15 protein-coding genes are annotated in these 17,103 nt (G+C 73.0%); 4 read left to right on the top strand and 11 right to left on the bottom strand.

From position 1 onward, the window contains the following. Positions 1–85: 85 nt before the first annotated feature. The 4 genes from infB to rimP all read right to left on the bottom strand — a co-directional run bounded on the left by infB (position 86) and on the right by rimP (position 5,375). On the bottom strand, positions 86–3,217 hold the full coding sequence (infB, locus tag ACZ6S8_RS02895; RefSeq protein ID WP_469451789.1) for a translation initiation factor IF-2: 3,132 nt from the start codon (positions 3,215–3,217) through the stop codon (positions 86–88). A gap of 151 nt (positions 3,218–3,368) precedes the next feature. Continuing rightward, positions 3,369–3,656, bottom strand: a complete 288-nt coding sequence (locus ACZ6S8_RS02890) for a YlxR family protein (RefSeq protein ID WP_383913157.1) — start codon at positions 3,654–3,656, stop codon at positions 3,369–3,371. Between the two features lie 175 nt (positions 3,657–3,831). Continuing rightward, on the bottom strand, positions 3,832–4,860 hold the full coding sequence (nusA, locus tag ACZ6S8_RS02885) for a transcription termination factor NusA (protein ID WP_469451787.1): 1,029 nt from the start codon (positions 4,858–4,860) through the stop codon (positions 3,832–3,834). Positions 4,861–4,862: 2 nt separating this feature from the next. Next, positions 4,863–5,375 (bottom strand): ribosome maturation factor RimP, encoded by a 513-nt coding sequence (rimP, locus tag ACZ6S8_RS02880; RefSeq protein WP_469451785.1) that lies wholly within the window; start codon positions 5,373–5,375, stop codon positions 4,863–4,865. 194 nt (positions 5,376–5,569) lie between these two features. Between rimP and ACZ6S8_RS02875 the strand changes: the two genes are divergently transcribed. The 4 genes from ACZ6S8_RS02875 to ACZ6S8_RS02860 are packed head-to-tail and all read left to right on the top strand — an operon-like array spanning position 5,570 to position 8,425. After that, positions 5,570–6,079 carry a hypothetical protein gene (locus ACZ6S8_RS02875; protein ID WP_469451783.1) on the top strand — a complete coding sequence of 170 codons (510 nt, stop codon included), beginning with the start codon at positions 5,570–5,572 and terminating at the stop codon, positions 6,077–6,079. Then, positions 6,076–6,534 carry a ferritin-like domain-containing protein gene (locus ACZ6S8_RS02870; protein WP_469451781.1) on the top strand — a complete coding sequence of 153 codons (459 nt, stop codon included), beginning with the start codon at positions 6,076–6,078 and terminating at the stop codon, positions 6,532–6,534. The genes ACZ6S8_RS02875 and ACZ6S8_RS02870 overlap by 4 nt, the downstream gene beginning before the upstream one ends. Before the next feature lie 16 nt (positions 6,535–6,550). Beyond that, positions 6,551–7,453, top strand: coding sequence for an aminoglycoside phosphotransferase family protein (locus ACZ6S8_RS02865; RefSeq protein ID WP_469451779.1), 903 nt, complete (start codon positions 6,551–6,553; stop codon positions 7,451–7,453). A gap of 42 nt (positions 7,454–7,495) precedes the next feature. After that, on the top strand, positions 7,496–8,425 hold the full coding sequence (locus ACZ6S8_RS02860) for a slipin family protein (RefSeq protein WP_469451778.1): 930 nt from the start codon (positions 7,496–7,498) through the stop codon (positions 8,423–8,425). A gap of 19 nt (positions 8,426–8,444) precedes the next feature. Here ACZ6S8_RS02860 and ACZ6S8_RS02855 read toward each other — a convergent pair whose 3' ends face one another. The 7 genes from ACZ6S8_RS02855 to ACZ6S8_RS02825 form a co-directional block, all read right to left on the bottom strand. Beyond that, the gene (locus tag ACZ6S8_RS02855) at positions 8,445–10,139 is read right to left on the bottom strand and encodes a proline--tRNA ligase (protein WP_469451776.1); all 1,695 of its coding nucleotides are present in this window, start codon (positions 10,137–10,139) and stop codon (positions 8,445–8,447) included. Between the two features lie 43 nt (positions 10,140–10,182). Beyond that, positions 10,183–10,725: a GNAT family N-acetyltransferase gene (locus ACZ6S8_RS02850; RefSeq protein WP_469451774.1), complete on the bottom strand. Its 543-nt coding sequence runs from the start codon at positions 10,723–10,725 to the stop codon at positions 10,183–10,185. A 109-nt stretch (positions 10,726–10,834) separates the two neighbouring features. Beyond that, positions 10,835–11,680 (bottom strand): GNAT family N-acetyltransferase, encoded by an 846-nt coding sequence (locus ACZ6S8_RS02845; protein ID WP_469451772.1) that lies wholly within the window; start codon positions 11,678–11,680, stop codon positions 10,835–10,837. Positions 11,681–11,829: 149 nt separating this feature from the next. Then, positions 11,830–12,987 carry a flavodoxin-dependent (E)-4-hydroxy-3-methylbut-2-enyl-diphosphate synthase gene (gene ispG, locus ACZ6S8_RS02840; RefSeq protein WP_469451771.1) on the bottom strand — a complete coding sequence of 386 codons (1,158 nt, stop codon included), beginning with the start codon at positions 12,985–12,987 and terminating at the stop codon, positions 11,830–11,832. 175 nt (positions 12,988–13,162) lie between these two features. Next, on the bottom strand, positions 13,163–14,464 hold the full coding sequence (locus tag ACZ6S8_RS02835; RefSeq protein ID WP_469451769.1) for a M50 family metallopeptidase: 1,302 nt from the start codon (positions 14,462–14,464) through the stop codon (positions 13,163–13,165). Then, the gene (gene dxr, locus ACZ6S8_RS02830; RefSeq protein WP_469451768.1) at positions 14,461–15,714 is read right to left on the bottom strand and encodes a 1-deoxy-D-xylulose-5-phosphate reductoisomerase; all 1,254 of its coding nucleotides are present in this window, start codon (positions 15,712–15,714) and stop codon (positions 14,461–14,463) included. Before dxr ends, ACZ6S8_RS02835 begins: the two co-directional genes overlap by 4 nt. Before the next feature lie 20 nt (positions 15,715–15,734). After that, the gene (locus tag ACZ6S8_RS02825) at positions 15,735–17,066 is read right to left on the bottom strand and encodes a hypothetical protein (protein ID WP_469451766.1); all 1,332 of its coding nucleotides are present in this window, start codon (positions 17,064–17,066) and stop codon (positions 15,735–15,737) included. Between the last annotated feature and the right edge of the window lie 37 nt (positions 17,067–17,103).

Below are 17,103 nucleotides of genomic sequence, written 5' to 3'. Positions count from 1 at the left end.
ACCGTACACGCAACGGCCGGGGCCGATCGACGGATATTCCGCCGACCGGCCCCGGTGTTACGACACGGTGCGAACCGCCTCGCGCTTACGCGCGGGGCTTCTCGCGCATCTCGTACGTCGCGATGACGTCGTCGATCTTGATGTCGTTGAAGTTACCGAGGTTGATACCGCCCTCGAAGCCTTCGCGGATCTCGGTGACGTCGTCCTTGAAGCGGCGCAGACCGGAGATGGTGAGGCTCTCGGCGATGACCTTGCCATCGCGCAGGAGCCGCGCCTTGGTGTTGCGCTTGACCTCGCCGGACCGGATGAGGACACCGGCGATGTTGCCCAGCTTGGACGAGCGGAAGACCTCGCGGACCTCCGCCGTACCGAGCTCGACCTCTTCGTACTCCGGCTTGAGGAGACCCTTCAGGGCCGCCTCGATCTCCTCGATGGCCTGGTAGATCACCGAGTAGTAGCGGACGTCGACACCCTCGCGCTCCGCCATCTGCGCGGCACGGCCGGCCGCACGGACGTTGTAGCCGATGACGATGGCGTCGGAGCCCATCGCCAGGTTGATGTCGGACTCGGTGACCGCACCCACACCACGGTGCAGGATGCGGATGTCGACCTCTTCGCCGACGTCGAGCTGGAGCAGCGAGGACTCGAGGGCCTCCACCGCACCGGACGCGTCGCCCTTGATGATGAGGTTGAGTTCCTGGACCAGACCGGCCTTGAGGACCGAGTCGAGGTCTTCCAGGGACACCCGGCGGACGCGCTTGGCGAAGTTGGCGTTGCGCTCTCGCGCAGCACGCTTCTCGGCGATCTGACGGGCGGTGCGGTCCTCGTCGACGACGAGGAAGTTGTCGCCGGCACCGGGGACGTTGGTGAGACCCAGGACCAGGACGGGGGTCGCGGGACCCGCTTCCTCGACGTTGTTGCCCTTGTCGTCGAGCATGGCGCGCACTCGGCCGTAGGCGTCGCCCACGACCATCGTGTCGCCGACGCGGAGGGTACCGCGCTGGACGAGGACGGTGGCGACGGCACCGCGGCCGCGGTCGAGGTGGGACTCGATCGCAATACCCTGAGCGTCCTGCTCCGGGTTGGCGCGCAGGTCGAGCGAGGCGTCGGCGGTGAGGACGACGGCCTCCAGCAGGGAGTCGATGTGCAGACCCTGCTTGGCGGAGATGTCGACGAACATCGTGTCGCCGCCGTACTCCTCGGCGACCAGACCGAACTCGGTGAGCTGACCGCGCACCTTGACCGGGTCGGCACCCTCGACGTCGATCTTGTTGACCGCGACGACGATCGGGACGCCGGCGGCCTGGGCGTGGTTGAGCGCCTCGATCGTCTGCGGCATGACGCCGTCGTTGGCCGCGACCACGAGGATCGCGATGTCGGTCGACTTGGCACCACGGGCACGCATGGCGGTGAACGCCTCGTGACCCGGGGTGTCGATGAAGGTGATCTTGCGCTCTTCACCGTTGACCTCGGTACCGACCTGGTACGCACCGATGTGCTGCGTGATGCCACCGGCCTCGCCCGCAACGACGTTCGTCTTGCGGATGGCGTCGAGCAGTCGGGTCTTACCGTGGTCGACGTGACCCATGACGGTCACGACCGGCGGACGCGGCATGAGGAATTCCTCGCCGCCCTCGTCCTCGCCGAACTCGATGTCGAAGCCCTCGAGGAGCTCGCGGTCCTCTTCCTCCGGGCTGACGATCTGAACGACGTAGTTCATCTCGCCGGCCAGCATTTCGAGGGTCTCGTCGGAGACGGACTGCGTGGCAGTGACCATCTCGCCGAGGTTCATCATCACGGCGACGAGCGACGCCGGGTTGGCGTTGATCTTCTCCGCGAAGTCGGTGAGGGAGGCACCGCGCGACAGGCGAACGGTCTCGCCGTGACCACGCGGCAGCATGACGCCGCCGACCGACGGGGCCTGCATGGCCTCGTATTCCTGGCGACGCTGGCGCTTGGACTTGCGACCACGACGCGCCGGACCGCCGGGACGGCCGAAGGCACCCTGCGTGCCACCACGGGCATTGGGACCACCGGGACGACCGCCGAAGCCGGGACGACCGCCGCCACCGGCACCGGCCGGACCGCCGCCGAAGCCGCCGCCACCGGGACGGGGACCGCCGAAGCCGCCACCGCCGCCGGGACGCGAGCCCGGACCGGCCGGACGGCCGGCGAAGCCGCCGCCACCGGGACGGGCGCCGCCGCCACCGGGGCGACCTGCGCCGCCCGCACCGGGACCACGGCCACCGGGGCCGCCGCCGGGACGGGGACCGGGACCACCGGCAGCGGGACGCTGCGGCATCATGCCCGGGTTGGGACGGTTACCACCGGGGGCACCACCGGGACGCGGGGCGCCGCCCTGCGGGCGCGGCATGCCGCCCGGGGTCGGACGGCCCGCACCCTGACCCTGCGGACGCGGAGCGCCGCCGGGGCCGCCCTGCGGGCGGGGGGCACCCTGGCCGCCGCCGGCGCCGGGGGCACCGGGACGGGGGGCGCCGGCCGGACGGGGCGCCTGCGGGCGCGCCATGCCGGTGGAGCCACCAGAGGTGAAGGGGTTGTTGCCCGGACGGGGACCGGCCGGACGGGCGCCCTGGGGACGCGGGGCCTGCGAGCCGGGGCCCGCGGGACGCTGCGACGGGGCGCCGGGGGCGGAACCGGCCGGGCGCGGGGCGCCGGGACGGGCGCCGGACTGGCCGCCCTGACCCTGGGCCGGACGCTGCTGCGCCGGACGGGGGCCGGGAGCCGCGGCGGCGGGCCGTTCGGTGCGCGCCGGGGCGGCCGGGGCCGCCGCCGGGGGCGCGGAGAACTCGGTCGCCACGGGAGCCGCCGGAGCGGGCTTCGGGGCGGCCGGAGCCTTCGGGCCGGGACGCGGGCCGGAACCGGCCGGGGTCACCGGTGCGGGCGCTGCGGCGGCCGGGGCCTCCGCGACGACCGGCTTGGGGGCCGGGGCGCCGGGCTTCGGCGCTCCCGGACGTGCCGGGGCGGGAGCCCCGGGCTTGGCGGGCGCGGCCTTGCGGGGCGCACCCGGCTTCGCGGCGGACTTGCCGGCGTTGCCGCCGGGACCCTGCAGCGCGTCGGTCAACTTGCGTACAACCGGCGCCTCGATCGTCGAGGACGCCGAACGGACGAACTCACCGAGTTCCTGGAGCTTGGCCATGACGACCTTGCTCTCAACTCCGAACTCCTTGGCGAGTTCATATACCCGGACCTTAGCCACTTCGCTCCTTTTAGGTCCGGGTTACGCCGGACCGTTGCTACTTCATGGGCGTACTCATCGCGTACTCATCGAGTGGTGCTCATCGCAATCTCGACCTACTTCCAACTCGCGAGGTACCTGACCGCACGGTTCGTCCGTGCCGTTCTGTGTCTTACGGTGTCGCCTCGGCCTGAACGGCCACCGCTGTGCGCAGTTCCGCGGTGTCGAGCGCTCCGGTGGACCGAAGGGCCCGGGGGAACGCGCGGCGGCGGACCGCCTGGTCGAGGCAGACCACGGCGGGGTGCACGTAGGCACCCCGGCCGGGCAGCGTACCGCGAGGATCGGGGACGCATTCGTCACCGACCGCCACGATGCGCAGCAGATCGTTCTTGGCCGCTCGCTCCCGACACCCCACACAGGTGCGTTCGGGGCATGCGCGGGCTTGCGTCCGGCCAGACACGCCTAAGTCTACCTCCCCGTACCGACCTCACCCCTTCAGGTGAAAAATCGAACGGATGTTGTCGTGATCCGATGTCCCACGATCCGCTGTCGAAACCCCCGGAACCTCGCATGAGGTTCCGGCGCGCGGTGTCGTGATCCTGTGTACCGCCCGGGAAGCCCCGACCGGTACCGGTTTATTCCCGGTCGGCGCCCCGGTCCGCGTTCCGGTCCCGGTCTGTGTCCGAGGACACCTCGGTGTCGGGACGGATGTCGATGCGCCAGCCCGTGAGCCGTGCGGCGAGGCGGGCGTTCTGGCCCTCCTTGCCGATGGCCAGCGACAGCTGGTAGTCGGGGACGGTCACCCGTGCGGAGCGGGTGTCCCAGTCGACGACCTCGACCTCGCTCACCCGGGCGGGGGACAGCGCGTTCGCGACCATCTCCGCCGGGTCGTCCGACCAGTCGACGATGTCGATCTTCTCGCCGTGCAGCTCGGCCATCACGTTGCGCACGCGGCTGCCCATCGGGCCGATGCAGGCGCCCTTCGGGTTCAGGCCCGAGCGGGTGGACCGGACGGCGATCTTGGTGCGGTGGCCGGCCTCGCGGGCGATCGCGGAGATCTCGACGCTGCCGTCGGCGATCTCCGGGACCTCCAGGGAGAAGAGCTTCTTCACCAGGTTGGGGTGGGTGCGCGACAGGGTCACGGACGGACCGCGGACACCCTTCGCCACGCGCACGACGTACGCCTTCAGGCGCAGCCCGTGCGTGTAGTCCTCACCGGGGACCTGCTCCTGCACCGGCAGGATGGCCTCCAGCTTGCCGATGTCGACGAGGACGTTCTTCGGGTCCTTGCCCTGCTGGACGACGCCGGTGATGACGTCGCCCTCGCGGCCCGCGAACTCGCCGAAGGTCAGGTCGTCCTCGGCGTCGCGCAGACGCTGCAGGATCACCTGCTTGGCGGTCGTCGCGGCGATCCGGCCGAAGTCCGACGGGGTGTCGTCGAACTCCTTGGGCTCCTGTCCCTCTTCGAGGTCCCTCGGGTCTTCCGTCGCCCACACGACCACGTGACCGTTGGTGCGGTCCAGCTCGACGCGTGCGCGGCGGAAGCTCCCGTCGGTCCGGTGGTACGCGATGAGGAGGGCCGACTCGATCGCCTCGACGAGCAGGTCGAAGGAGATCTCCTTCTCCCGGACCAGACCCCGCAGGGCACTCATGTCGATGTCCACGACTACGCCTCCTCTTCCTTCTTGTCCTTGCGGTTGAACTCGATCTCGACACGCGCCTTGGCGATGTCGGAAAACGCGATGCGGCGGGCGGTCGCCTTGCGGCCCTTCACGCCCGGTACTTCGAGGTCCAGCCCCTCGTCGTCGACGTCGAGGATGCGGGCGACCAGTTCCCCGGCACCCTTCTCACCTTCGGTGGTCAGCTGAAACTTGACGAGGCGGCCGATCGCCCGAACGTAGTGACGGTGCTCGCTCAGCGGGCGGTCCGCGCCCGGGGAGCTGACTTCGAGGACGTACTCGTCCTCGCCCATCACGTCGGACGCGTCGAGCTGGTCGGAGACCTCACGGCTCAGCTCGGCGCACACGTCCAGCTCCACGCCCTCGTCGGAGTCCACGATGATGCGCAGCATCCGGCGCTTGCCCGCCTTGGACAGCTCGATGTCCTCGAGGTCCAGGCCCTTGGCGGCGACGAGCGGCTCCAGCAATGCGCGCAGCCTGTCGCTCTGGGTGGTGCTCATCCGGGTGACTCCTCGGCCGCGTGTGCTGTTGTGGTTTCCGTCGTGCGTCAGGTCAAAGGGTATCCGGTCGCGGGGGGTGTTGCCGTCCGCCCTGTGGACAGGGCCCCGGGTACCGTGATCACACCCTGCCCCGCCGCACCCCCGAGGACGCCGCCGTGCCCTGGACCCCGTCTTTGAGACCCTCGCGAAGAAGCGTGCTGGCCGGCGCGGCCGGTGCGGCCGGCGCCGTACTGCTGTCCGGGTGCGACGGGGGCCCGTCCGGCGGCGACTCCGTGGTTCCACTCGAACGGCGGATGCGGGAGACGGCCGTTCGTGACAGCGGGCACCTGCTGGAACGTTACGACGCCACGACCGCCGCCCATCCGGCCCTGGCGGAGCGGCTCGCGCCGCTGCGCGCCGCCGTCGCGGCGCACACCGCGGCCCTGTCCCCCGCCGCCACCGGTTCCCCGTCCGCCGCCGCGTCCGCTCCCCCGTCCGGCGGTACGGGGGCGGCCGCGCCCGGGACGGGGCGCGGCGGGCCGGTGCCCGCGAAGCCCGCCGACGCGCTGACCGCCCTCGCGGACGCCGAGCGGTCCCTGTCCGAGTCCCGGACCATCGACCTGGCCGCGGCCCCCGGGGAGCTGGCCCGGCTGCTGGCCTCGGTGGCCGCCTGCGGCGCCGTGCACGCGTACCTGCTGACCTCGAACCCCGGAGCCGCGTCGTGAAGCCCGAGCCCTCCCCCGCCGGCCGGGCGCTGACCGCCGCGCAGGCCGCCCTGGCCGCCGAGCACGCGGCCGCGTACGGCTACGGGGTGATCGGCGCCCGGGCCGCCGCGGCCCGCGCGAACGAGGCCCGCGAGGCGTTCGGGGGCCACCTCGCCCGCCGCGACGCGCTCACCCGGACGGTGCGGGAGCTGGGCGGCTCGCCCCGGCCCTCGGAGGCGGCGTACGCGCTGCCGTTCGCGGTGCGCACGCCCGCCGACGCCGAGCGGCTGGCCGCCGAGATCGAGGACCGGGTGGCGGGCGCCTACTCCGATCTGGTGCGGGCCGCGGAGGGTCCGCTGCGCCGCGAGGCGGCCGACGCGCTGAGCGCCGCGGCCGTGCGCGCGGCACGCTGGCGTGGTGGCGGCGTAGCCTTCCCTGGGCTCGCGGAACGCTCGGAACGAGCCCGGACCAGCTGAAAGGGACCACGCACGCATGGCTTTCGAACCGCCGCAGCGGCTTGTACGGGCGCTCGGCGAACTGCCGGAGACGGCGCGGGACGCGGACTGGCTGGGGCGGTTGCCCGGTCTCGCCGAGGCCGCGCTGACCCGGCGCGGGGTGCAGGCCCAGCGGGTGCAGGCCCCGGGCGGGCGCAGCAGTCTGGTGGTCCTCGTCCGGTACGACGACGGAACCCCCGCCGCCCTGAAGCTCGCTCCCCCGCAGGCCAGGCCGGACCGGGAGCTGACGGCGCTCGCCCACTGGGGCGGCTTCGGTGCCGTACGGGTCCTCGACACCCGGTACCGCGAGGAGGACGGGGCGCTGCTGCTGGAGCGGCTGCACCCGGAGGTGTCGCTGCGCTCGCTGCCGGAGACGAAGGCGCTGCTGGAGGCCTGCGGCACGCTGCGCAGGCTCTGGGTGGCGCCGCCGGCGGAACACGGGCTGGAGTCGGTGGCGGAGCGCACGGAGCAGCAGGCGGCGGCCCTGCGCGCGGCCCCGTCGGAGGCCCGGCCGCTGGCCGAGGCGGCCCTGGCGGCGCGCGAGGAGCTGACGGCCGTGCCCGGGGAGGAGCTGGTGCTCCACGGGAACTTCCGGCAGGGCAAGGTGCTCGCGGGCGAGCGGGCCCCGTGGCTGGCGGTGGGTCCGGATCCGCTGGTCGGGGAGCGGGCGTACGACCTGGCGCGGCTGGTCCGGGACCGGCTGGAGGACCAGGTGGCCACCTCGGCGGGGGCGGCCGGCGCGCGGCGCCGGATGAACCGGCTGGCCGACGCCCTGGAGGTGGACCGGGACCGGTTGCGGGGCTGGACGCTGTTCCGGGCGGTGGAGTCGGGGAACCGGGCGCTGGCCGCGGGGAGGCGCCGGGATGCGGAGCTGCTGCTGGAGTTCGCGGCCTGGTTGTAGGGCATACCGTACATAGGTAGGTATGTCTGGCAGGGGGCCGTCATGGTCGAGGAACTGCTGACAGCGGCGATCGCCGCCGGTGCGGGCGTCGCGGTCTACGTGGGCTTCGCCGCCCGGGTGGTGAAGCAGTACGAGCGGGGTCTGGTGTTCCGCTTCGGCCGGCTGCGCGAGGAGGTCCGGGGTCCCGGATTCACCACGGTCGTGCCGGTCGTGGACCGGCTGCGCAAGGTCAACATGCAGATCGTGACGCTGCCGGTGCCGGCCCAGGAGGGCATCACCCGGGACAACGTCACGGTGCGGGTGGACGCCGTCGTGTACTTCAAGGTCGTCGATCCGGCCAGCGCCGTCGTGGCGGTGGAGGACTACCGCTTCGCGGTCTCGCAGATGGCGCAGACCTCCCTGCGGTCGATCATCGGCAAGTCGGACCTGGACGACCTGCTCTCCAACCGGGAGATGCTCAACCAGGGCCTGGAGCTGATGATCGACAGCCCTGCGGTGGGCTGGGGCGTCCAGATCGACCGGGTCGAGATCAAGGACGTGTCCCTGCCGGAGACGATGAAGCGGTCGATGGCCCGGCAGGCGGAGGCCGACCGTGAGCGCCGCGCCCGCGTGATCAACGCGGACGCGGAACTCCAGGCCTCGCACAAGCTGGCCGAGGCGGCGGAGGTCATGTCGGAGCAGCCCGCGGCGCTCCAGCTGCGGCTGCTGCAGACGGTGGTGGCGGTGGCGGCGGAGAAGAACTCCACCCTGGTGCTGCCGTTCCCGGTGGAGCTCCTGCGCTTCCTGGAGCGCGCCGCCCCGGCCCCCGCGCCCCCCGCGCCCGCGGCGGCGTCCGCGCGCGGGGCCCCTGCTCCGGCCGGCCCGGCCTCCGAGGGCCCCGGGCCGGCCGGGTCCGGCGCGGCACCCGGCGACGGCCCGGCGGCGCTGGTTCCGGGCGCGGTCCCGAAGGCGCCGGGTGGGGCCGCCGCATAGGGGACCGGGGCGGTTCCGGCTACGTCAGGCGGGCGAGGGCCTCCGCCAGGGGGAGTTCCTCGCGGGTGCCCGCGGCGCGGTTCTGGAGTTCGACGACCTCCTCCGCCGAGCGGCGGCCCGCGACCAGGATCCACGGCACGCCGATCAGCTCCGCGTCCGTCAGCTTGACGCCGGGCGACAGGCCCGGCCGGTCGTCCAGCAGGACCCGCAGGCCCGCCTCCGACAGGCTGGACGCCGCCGACTCCGCGAGGGCGAGGGGGACGGCCTTGCCCGCCGCGACCACGTGGACGTCGGCCGGGGCCACCGCCGCCGGCCAGCACAGCCCGCGCTCGTCGGCCGTCTGCTCGGCCAGCGCCGCCACGGCGCGCGAGACGCCGATGCCGTACGAGCCCATGGTCACGCGGACCGGCTTGCCCTCGCGGCCGAGCACGTCGAGCCCGAAGGCGTCCGCGTACTTGCGGCCCAGCTGGAAGATGTGCCCGATCTCGATCGCCCGGTCGAGCCGCAGGCCGGTGCCGCAGGACGGGCAGGGGTCGCCGGGCTCCACGACGACGACGTCCAGGTACCGGTCCACCTCGAAGTCGCGGCCGCAGACCACGTTGCGGGCGTGCGTGTCCGCCCGGTTGGCGCCGGTGACCCAGGCGGTGCCGGGCGCGACCCGGGGGTCGGCCAGGTAGCGGACCTTCTCCAGGCCCTGCGGGCCGACGTACCCGCGGACGAGGTCGGGCCGGTCCGCGAAGTCCTCGGCGGTGACGAGCTCGACGACGGCGGGGGCCAGGTGCTCGCCGAGCTTGCCGAGGTCCACCTCGCGGTCACCGGGCACGCCGACGGCCGTGATCTCGCCGTCGACCTTCACCAGCAGGTTCTTCAGGGTCGCGGAGGCGGGGACGCCCAGGTGCGCGGCCAGGGTCTCGATGGTCGGGGTGTCGGGGGTGTCGACCTCCTCCAGCGGCGGGTGCTCCCCCGCCGCGGGCGCCAGGGCGAAGGTGACGGCCTCGGTGTTCGCCGCGTAGTCGCAGGCGGGGCAGTCCGCGAAGGTGTCCTCGCCGGCCTCGGCCGGGGCGAGGAACTCCTCGGACGCGGAGCCGCCCATGGCGCCGGAGACGGCGGAGACGATGCGGTGGTCCAGGCCGAGCCGCTCGAAGATGCGGACGTACGCCTGGCGGTGGAGGCGGTACGACTCCTCCAGGCCCTCGTCGGAGACGTCGAAGGAGTAGGAGTCCTTCATCTGGAACTCGCGGCCCCGCAGCACCCCGGACCGGGGGCGGGCCTCGTCGCGGTACTTGGTCTGGATCTGGTAGAGCATGACCGGCAGGTCCTTGTACGAGGTGCACTGGTCCTTCACCAGCAGGGTGAAGATCTCCTCGTGGGTGGGGCCGAGCAGGTAGTCGGCGCCCTTGCGGTCCTTGAGCCGGAACAGCAGGTCGCCGTACTCCGACCAGCGCCCGCTGACCTCGTACGGCTCCTTGGGCAGGAGCGCCGGGAGCAGCACCTCCTGGGCCCCGATCGCGTCCATCTCCTCGCGGACGACGCGCGAGACGTTGTCCAGGACCCGCTTGCCGAGCGGCAGCCACGTCCACACCCCGGCCGAGCTGCGCCGGACGTAGCCGGCGCGGACCAGGAGCCGGTGGCTGAGGGTCTCGGCGTCGGCCGGGTCCTCGCGGAGGGTCTTGGCCATGAGGCGGGACATGCGCTGCACGTGTTGCGTAGACATGCGGGGAGGCTACCGGGGCCCGCGGGGGCGGCGGAAACCGGATTCAGCGGCGGAGCAGCGGCAGCCGGGCGCCCATGACGGCGTACGGGAGGCTCGCGCTCGGGAAGTGCACCCGGCGGGCGAGGTCGGTGTAGCCGAGGGCCCGGTAGAGCCCCCGGGCGGGGCTGTCGGTGTCGATGGCGGAGAGGATCGAGCGCGGCTCGGCGGCGGCGTCGGTGATGCCGGTGATCAGCGCGCGGCCCACGCCGTGTCCCTGGAAGCCGGGGTGGACGTGCAGTTCGGTGATCACGAAGGAGTCGTCGAGCCAGGTCCCGTGGCCGCCCGCCAGCAGGTGGGGTTCGACGATGGTGGACCACCAGTGCGTGCGGTCGTTGGGCATCCCGTACACGAAGCCGGTGAGCGCGTCGTCCTCGGTGAACGCGCCGAGCGCGCGGGCGCCCCGGCAGACCATGTGGCGCTGGACGATGTAGCGCCGGATGCCGACCTCCTCCTCGCTGAGGCCGAAGGCGACGGCCTGCACGCGCAGGGCCTCGTCCACGCGGTCGGCGAGGTCGAGGGGGCCGATGCGGAGTCCGGTAGGCAGCATGCGGCGACCTTACTTGGCGGTACGGGCCCGCCGGTATGCCGGCGGCGCACCGGTTGCCGCGCGGGGGGCGGGCGGGGCGGCCCGGCCGTCGTTCACCACGGCACGCCGTTCAGAACAGCACGCTCATGAAGGCGCCGATCTCGCGGAAGCCGACGCGGCGGTAGGAGGCGCGCGCGGCGGTGTTGAAGTCGTTGACGTAGAGGCTGACGACGGGGGCCACGTCCCGCAGCGCGTAGGCGACGACGGCGGCCATCCCGGTCTCGGAGTGTCCGCGGCCGCGGAACTCGGGGTCCACCCAGACGCCCTGGATCTGGCAGGCGCGGGCGGTCGCGGCGCCGATCTCCGCCTTGAAGACGACCTTGCCGTCCTCGACGCGGGCGAAGGAGCGGCCGGTGCCGACGAGCTCGGCGACCCGGGCCTGGTAGAGGAGGCCGCCGTCGCCGGCCATCGGCGAGATCCCGACCTCCTCGGTGAACATGGCCACGCAGGCGGGCATGATCACGTCCATCTCGTCCTTGCGGACACGGCGGACCCGGGGATCGGCCGTGACCGTGGCGGACGGCTGCTCGATGGTCATGAGGGGCTGGCGGGAGCGGACGTCGCGGGCCGGGCCCCAGGAGGGCTCCAGGAGCTGCCAGAGCAGCCTGGTGGCCTCGACGGGGCCGACGATGGAGGAGCAGCGGCGGCCGGTGCGGCGGGCCCGTTCGGCGAAGGCGCGCACGGCGTCGGGTCCGGCGCAGACCGGGACCAGGTTGGCGCCGGCGTAGCAGAGGGAGCGGAGCTCGCCGCCGGTGTACCAGCCCCACATCTCGCCGCCCAGACGCCAGGGGTCGAGTCCGGCGACCTGGACCCGCGAGGTGACGAACGCGTTCGCCACCGGCTCGCGTCCGAGGACGTCGAGCGCGGCGTCGAGATCACTGGGCTCAAGGACCCGGGTGGTGGTCTGCGTCAACACTGGGGCCTCACCGTGCAAGTCTGCTGATCTCCGCACTGTACCCGCAGCCGCTGGGGGATGCCGTGTCCCGCAGGTCACGAAAAAGCCCCGGCCCCGCCCCCGAGCTGCGGGAACGGGGCCGGGGCCGGGGCCGGTGGGCGCCCGGCGGCTCACACGCCGATGGCCACCGTGGGCTCGCCCGAGGTGATGCCGTCCCGCTCCATCTGCTCGGCGATCTTCATCGCCTCTTCGATGAGGGTCTCCACGATCTTCGACTCGGGGACGGTCTTGATGACCTCGCCCTTCACGAAGATCTGGCCCTTGCCGTTGCCGGAGGCGACGCCGAGGTCGGCCTCGCGGGCCTCGCCGGGGCCGTTCACGACGCACCCCATGACCGCGACGCGCAGCGGGACCTCCATGCCCTCCAGGCCCGCCGTGACCTCCTCGGCCAGCTTGTAGACGTCGACCTGGGCGCGTCCGCAGGACGGGCAGGAGACGATCTCCAGGCGGCGCGGCTTGAGGTTCAGCGACTCCAGGATCTGGTTGCCGACCTTGACCTCCTCGACCGGCGGCGCGGAGAGGGAGACGCGGATGGTGTCGCCGATGCCCTCGGAGAGCAGCGCGCCGAAGGCGACGGCGGACTTGATGGTGCCCTGGAAGGCGGGGCCGGCCTCGGTGACGCCGAGGTGCAGCGGGTAGTCGCAGGCGGCGGCGAGCTGGCGGTAGGCGTTGACCATGACGACCGGGTCGTTGTGCTTGACCGAGATCTTGATGTCGCCGAAGCCGTGCTCCTCGAAGAGGGAGGCCTCCCACAGCGCGGACTCGACCAGCGCCTCGGGGGTGGCCTTGCCGTACTTCTTCAGCAGCCGGGCGTCGAGGGAGCCCGCGTTGACACCGATCCGGATCGGGGTGCCGGTGTCCTTCGCGGCCCGCGCGATCTCCTTGACCTTGTCGTCGAACTGCTTGATGTTGCCCGGGTTCACGCGGACGGCGGCGCAGCCGGCGTCGATGGCGGCGAACACGTACTTGGGCTGGAAGTGGATGTCGGCGATGACCGGGATCTGCGACTTCTTCGCGATGACCGCGAGGGCGTCGGCGTCGTCCTGGGTCGGGCAGGCCACGCGCACGATGTTGCAGCCGGCGGCCGTGAGCTCGGCGATCTGCTGGAGCGTGGCGCCGATGTCGGACGTGCGGGTGGTGGTCATCGACTGCACCGAGATCTGTGCGTCGCCTCCGACGGCCACGGAACCGACCTGGATCTTGCGGCTGACCCTGCGGTCGGCAAGCTTCGTCGGCACGGCCGGCATTCCGAGAGAGATGGCAGTCATCTGCTGTGCAACCCCAAGGTGTGGATCAAGGTCCCGAGATCGGCGGGCTCCAGCCTTCGAGATTACGCCAATCAGCGCGCCTCCCCCGCATCCGAGGGGGTGTGCCACCCGAACGTAGGGAGCCGGGCACGATGTGTGCCCGGCTCACCGCCGCGTGGTGTAAACCGCTCCGGCGTCAGGTGATCTTGATCGGGTTGACCACGTCGGCCACCATCACCAGCAGCGTGAAGCAGATGAAGACGCTGGCGACGACGTACGCGACGGGCATCAGCTTCGCCACGTCGAACGGGCCCGGGTCGGGGCGCTTGAACAGCCGGGCGAGATTGCGCCGCAGCGACTCCCACAGGGCTCCCGCGATGTGCCCGCCGTCGAGCGGGAGCAGCGGCAGCATGTTGAAGAGGAACAGCGACAGGTTGAAGCCGGCCAGCAGGTTGAGGAAGATCACCAGGATGTGCGTGGCCGGCAGGTCGAGGTTGAAGATCTCCCCGCTGACCCGTGCGGCTCCGACGACGCCCATCGGGCTGTCCTGGGCGCGATCGGCACCGTTGAAGGCCGCGTTCCACAGGTCCGGGACCTTGGAGGGCAGCTGGACCAGCGAGGCGACGCCGGCCTGCATCATCTCGCCCATGCGGTCGGCGGACTGGCCGAAGGTCTGGGGGACGTAGCCGGAGGCGGGGGCGAAGCCGAGGAAGCCCGCGGTGACGTACTGGTCCTTGACGTACTTGCCGCTGCCGTCGGTCTTGGCGACCTTGTTCTCGATCAGGTCGGCCTTCAGGTCGATCCGCTGCCCGGCCCGCACGACGGTGATCGTGGCGGGTCCGACGGTGGAGCGGATGTCCTTCTGGAGGGCGGCCCAGTCGTCGGCCCTGCGGCCGTTGAAGGCGACGATCTTGTCGCCGGCCTGGAGTCCGGCGGCCTTGGCGGGGGCGGCCGGGTCGCCGGCGGCGCACTTGTCGCGCTTCTCGCTCTGCTGGATGACGCAGTCCGAGACCGAGGCGACCGAGGTGGTCTGGGTGTTCACCCCGAAGGTCATGAGCGTGGTGAGGAAGATCGCCACGGCCAGGATCAGGTTCATGAACGGGCCGGCGAACATCACGATGACGCGCTTCCACGGCTTGCGCGTGTAGAAGAGCCGCTTCTCGTCGCCGGGCTGGAGCTCCTCGTACGCCGCCGAGCGCGCGTCCTCGATCATCGACCGGAACGGCGAGGTCGAGCGGGCGGTGACCTTGCCGTCCTCGCCGGGCGGGAACATCCCGATCATGCGGATGTAGCCGCCCATCGGGATGGCCTTGATCCCGTACTCGGTCTCGCCCCGGTGGCGCGACCACACGGTCGGGCCGAAGCCGACCATGTACTGCGGCACCCGGATGCCGAAGATCTTGGCCGTGGACAGGTGCCCCAGCTCGTGCCAGGCGATGGAGACCAGCAGCCCGACCGCGAAGATCACGATCCCGAGTACGGTCATCAGAACGGTCATGCGCTCGCCTCCACGGCGGCCCGCGCCGCCATCTCCCGCGCCCGGGCCCTGGCCCAGGTCTCCGCCTCGAGGACGTCCCGGACCGTCAGGGAGGTTCCCGACTCCGGCGTCCCGTGCTCATCGACCACGGCAGAGACGGTATCCATGATTGCTGTGAACGGCAGCCGACCGGCCAGGAACGCCTCGACGCACTCCTCGTTGGCCGCGTTGAACACCGCCGGGGCCGTCCCGCCGAGCGCGCCCACGTGCCGGGCCAGGCCGACCGCGGGGAAGGCCTCGGTGTCGAGCGGGAAGAACTCCCAGGCGGACGCCTTGGTCCAGTCGAAGGCGGGGGCGGCGTCCGGCACGCGGTGGGGCCAGCCGAGGCCGATCGCGATGGGGCCGCGCATGTCGGGCGGGGTGGCCTGGGCGAGCGTGGAGCCGTCCGTGAACTCCACCATCGAGTGGACGTAGGACTGCGGATGGACCACGACCTCGATCCGCTCGAAGGGGATGTCGTAGAGCAGGTGGGCCTCGATGACCTCCAGCCCCTTGTTCACCAGCGTCGCCGAGTTGATGGTGATCACCGGGCCCATGGCCCAGGTCGGGTGGGCCAGGGCGTCCTGGACGGTGACCCCCGCCAGCTCCTCGCGCGTACGGCCGCGGAAGGGTCCGCCGGAGGCGGTGACCACGAGCTTGCGCACGTCGGCCCGGGTGCCGGCGGCGAGCGCCTGGAAGAGCGCCGCGTGCTCGGAGTCGACCGGGATGATCTGGCCGGGCCGGGCGAGGGCCTTGACCAGCGGGCCGCCGACGATCAGCGACTCCTTGTTGGCGAGGGCCAGGGTCCGGCCCGCCCGCAGCGCGGCGAGCGTGGGCGCCAGCCCGATGGAACCGGTGATGCCGTTGAGGACGGTGTGGCACGCGGAGGCGGCGAGTTCGGTGGCGGCGTCGGGGCCGGCCAGGATCTCGGGCAGCGGCTCGGAGGGGCCGTACCGGGCGCTCAGCGCCTCTTTCAGCGCCGGGACGGCGTCTTCGCGCGCGACGGCCACCGTGCCGACCCGCAGCAGCCGGGCCTGCTCGGCCAGCAGCTCCACCCGTCCGCCGGCGGCGGAGAGGGCGGTGACCCGGAACAGCTCCGGGTTGCGCAGGGCCAGGTCGATGGCCTGGGTGCCGATCGAACCGGTGGAGCCGAGGATGACGATGTCCCGGCGGCCGGCCGCGGGGTCGAAGAGGAGGTGCGGGTCGGCGAGGGGGGCTGGACGGTCGCTCATGCCCCCATTGTTGCCGCAACTCAGGGGCGCGTGGACACGGAGCCCCCGTCCGTGACGCGCAGAAGGAGGTGCGGGAGCGTTCCGGCGAACTCGGGGAGTGCCCGGGCCACCGACCACCAGGCGTCGGGGTCCTCGCCGAGGGCGAGGGCGAACAGCCGGTCCGCCTCGGCCCGCGCGGTCAGCACCGGTCCGGGCCGGTCGTGCCGGTCGGGGGTGTAGGTCTCCCCCAGCCAGTGGTCCTCGTCCAGGGCCCAGCAGGCGGGCAGCTTGTGCCGGACGACGTCCGCGCCGTCGAGGAGCCCGCGCGCCAGGCAGTCCCGTACCCAGCGGATGTCCTCCGCGACGGTCTCCATCGGCACCGCGAGGCTCGCCAGGGCCAGTTCGCGCTCCACGCCGCCCTGCGGATCGGGCTCGGCCCTCGGGGCCAGTGAACGGACCGCCGCTTCGAGCCCGGCGGGCCCCGGGCCGTCCGGCGGTTCGGGCAGCGTCCCGGCGGCCAGGCCGGCGGCGAGCTCCGGCAGGGACAGCGGGACGGTACGGGCGTGCCGCAGCAGTTCGGCCCAGAGCCGGGGGTCGTCGCCGAGGGGGCGCAGGGCCCGGGCGACGGCCGTGCGCATGCCGGTCCGCTCGGGGAGGTTCCAGCGCAGGCCCCGGGGCGCGGGCCCGGCCGGGTCCGCGAGGAGCAGGGTCCGGTGCGCGGGGGCGACGTGGGCGACGAGCTCCTCGAAGGTCAGCAGCCCCATCCGGACGGCCCGCACGGCCGGACGGTGCCAGGAGCGCCCGTACGCCTCCGGCGCCGCGGCGCCGTCCCCGGCGCCGGCGCCGAGCAGGGCCCCGGCGGTCTGCGGCGGCAGTCCGCCGACCAGCAGCAGGGCCTCGACGGCCCCGGGCGGCAGCGGCGTACGGGCGTGCTCGCGCAGGAGGGTTTCGGGGTCGAGCGGGGCGTGCGGCATCCGCAGCAGGGTCAGCGGCACCCGGGGCCGGCGGCCGTGGCGCCGCAGCAGCCCGAGCAGTTCGTCGGCGCCGAACGGGCCCGGACCGACCTCCGCCAGCAGCTCGGGCGACGGCCCGGGGCGGGCCGCGTAGCGCGCGGGGCCGGGCAGGCCCGGCAGCGGGCGGCCGACGACGCGGGGGTTGCGGGCGATGTAGTGCCGGTCCTGCGCGGTGCCGTGGCGCAGCAGCAGCGTCACGGCGGGGGCGGGCAGCCACTCGTCGCGGGTGAGGTACTTGCGGGCCGGCCCGTCGAGCCGGCCCAGGAGGCCGGCGGCGACGTGGTCCGGTGCGTGGCGCAGGACCAGCGCCACGCACCAGGCCAGGCGCCGGCCGGCGCGGTCTTCCATGGCCGTCGACATCGCCGCCGCCTCGTGCTCGTACCCGTACGTCCATCCG

It is taken from the genome of Streptomyces sp. NPDC048461, assembly GCF_055587105.1.
This window is presented reverse-complemented; position numbering and strand designations above follow the sequence as displayed.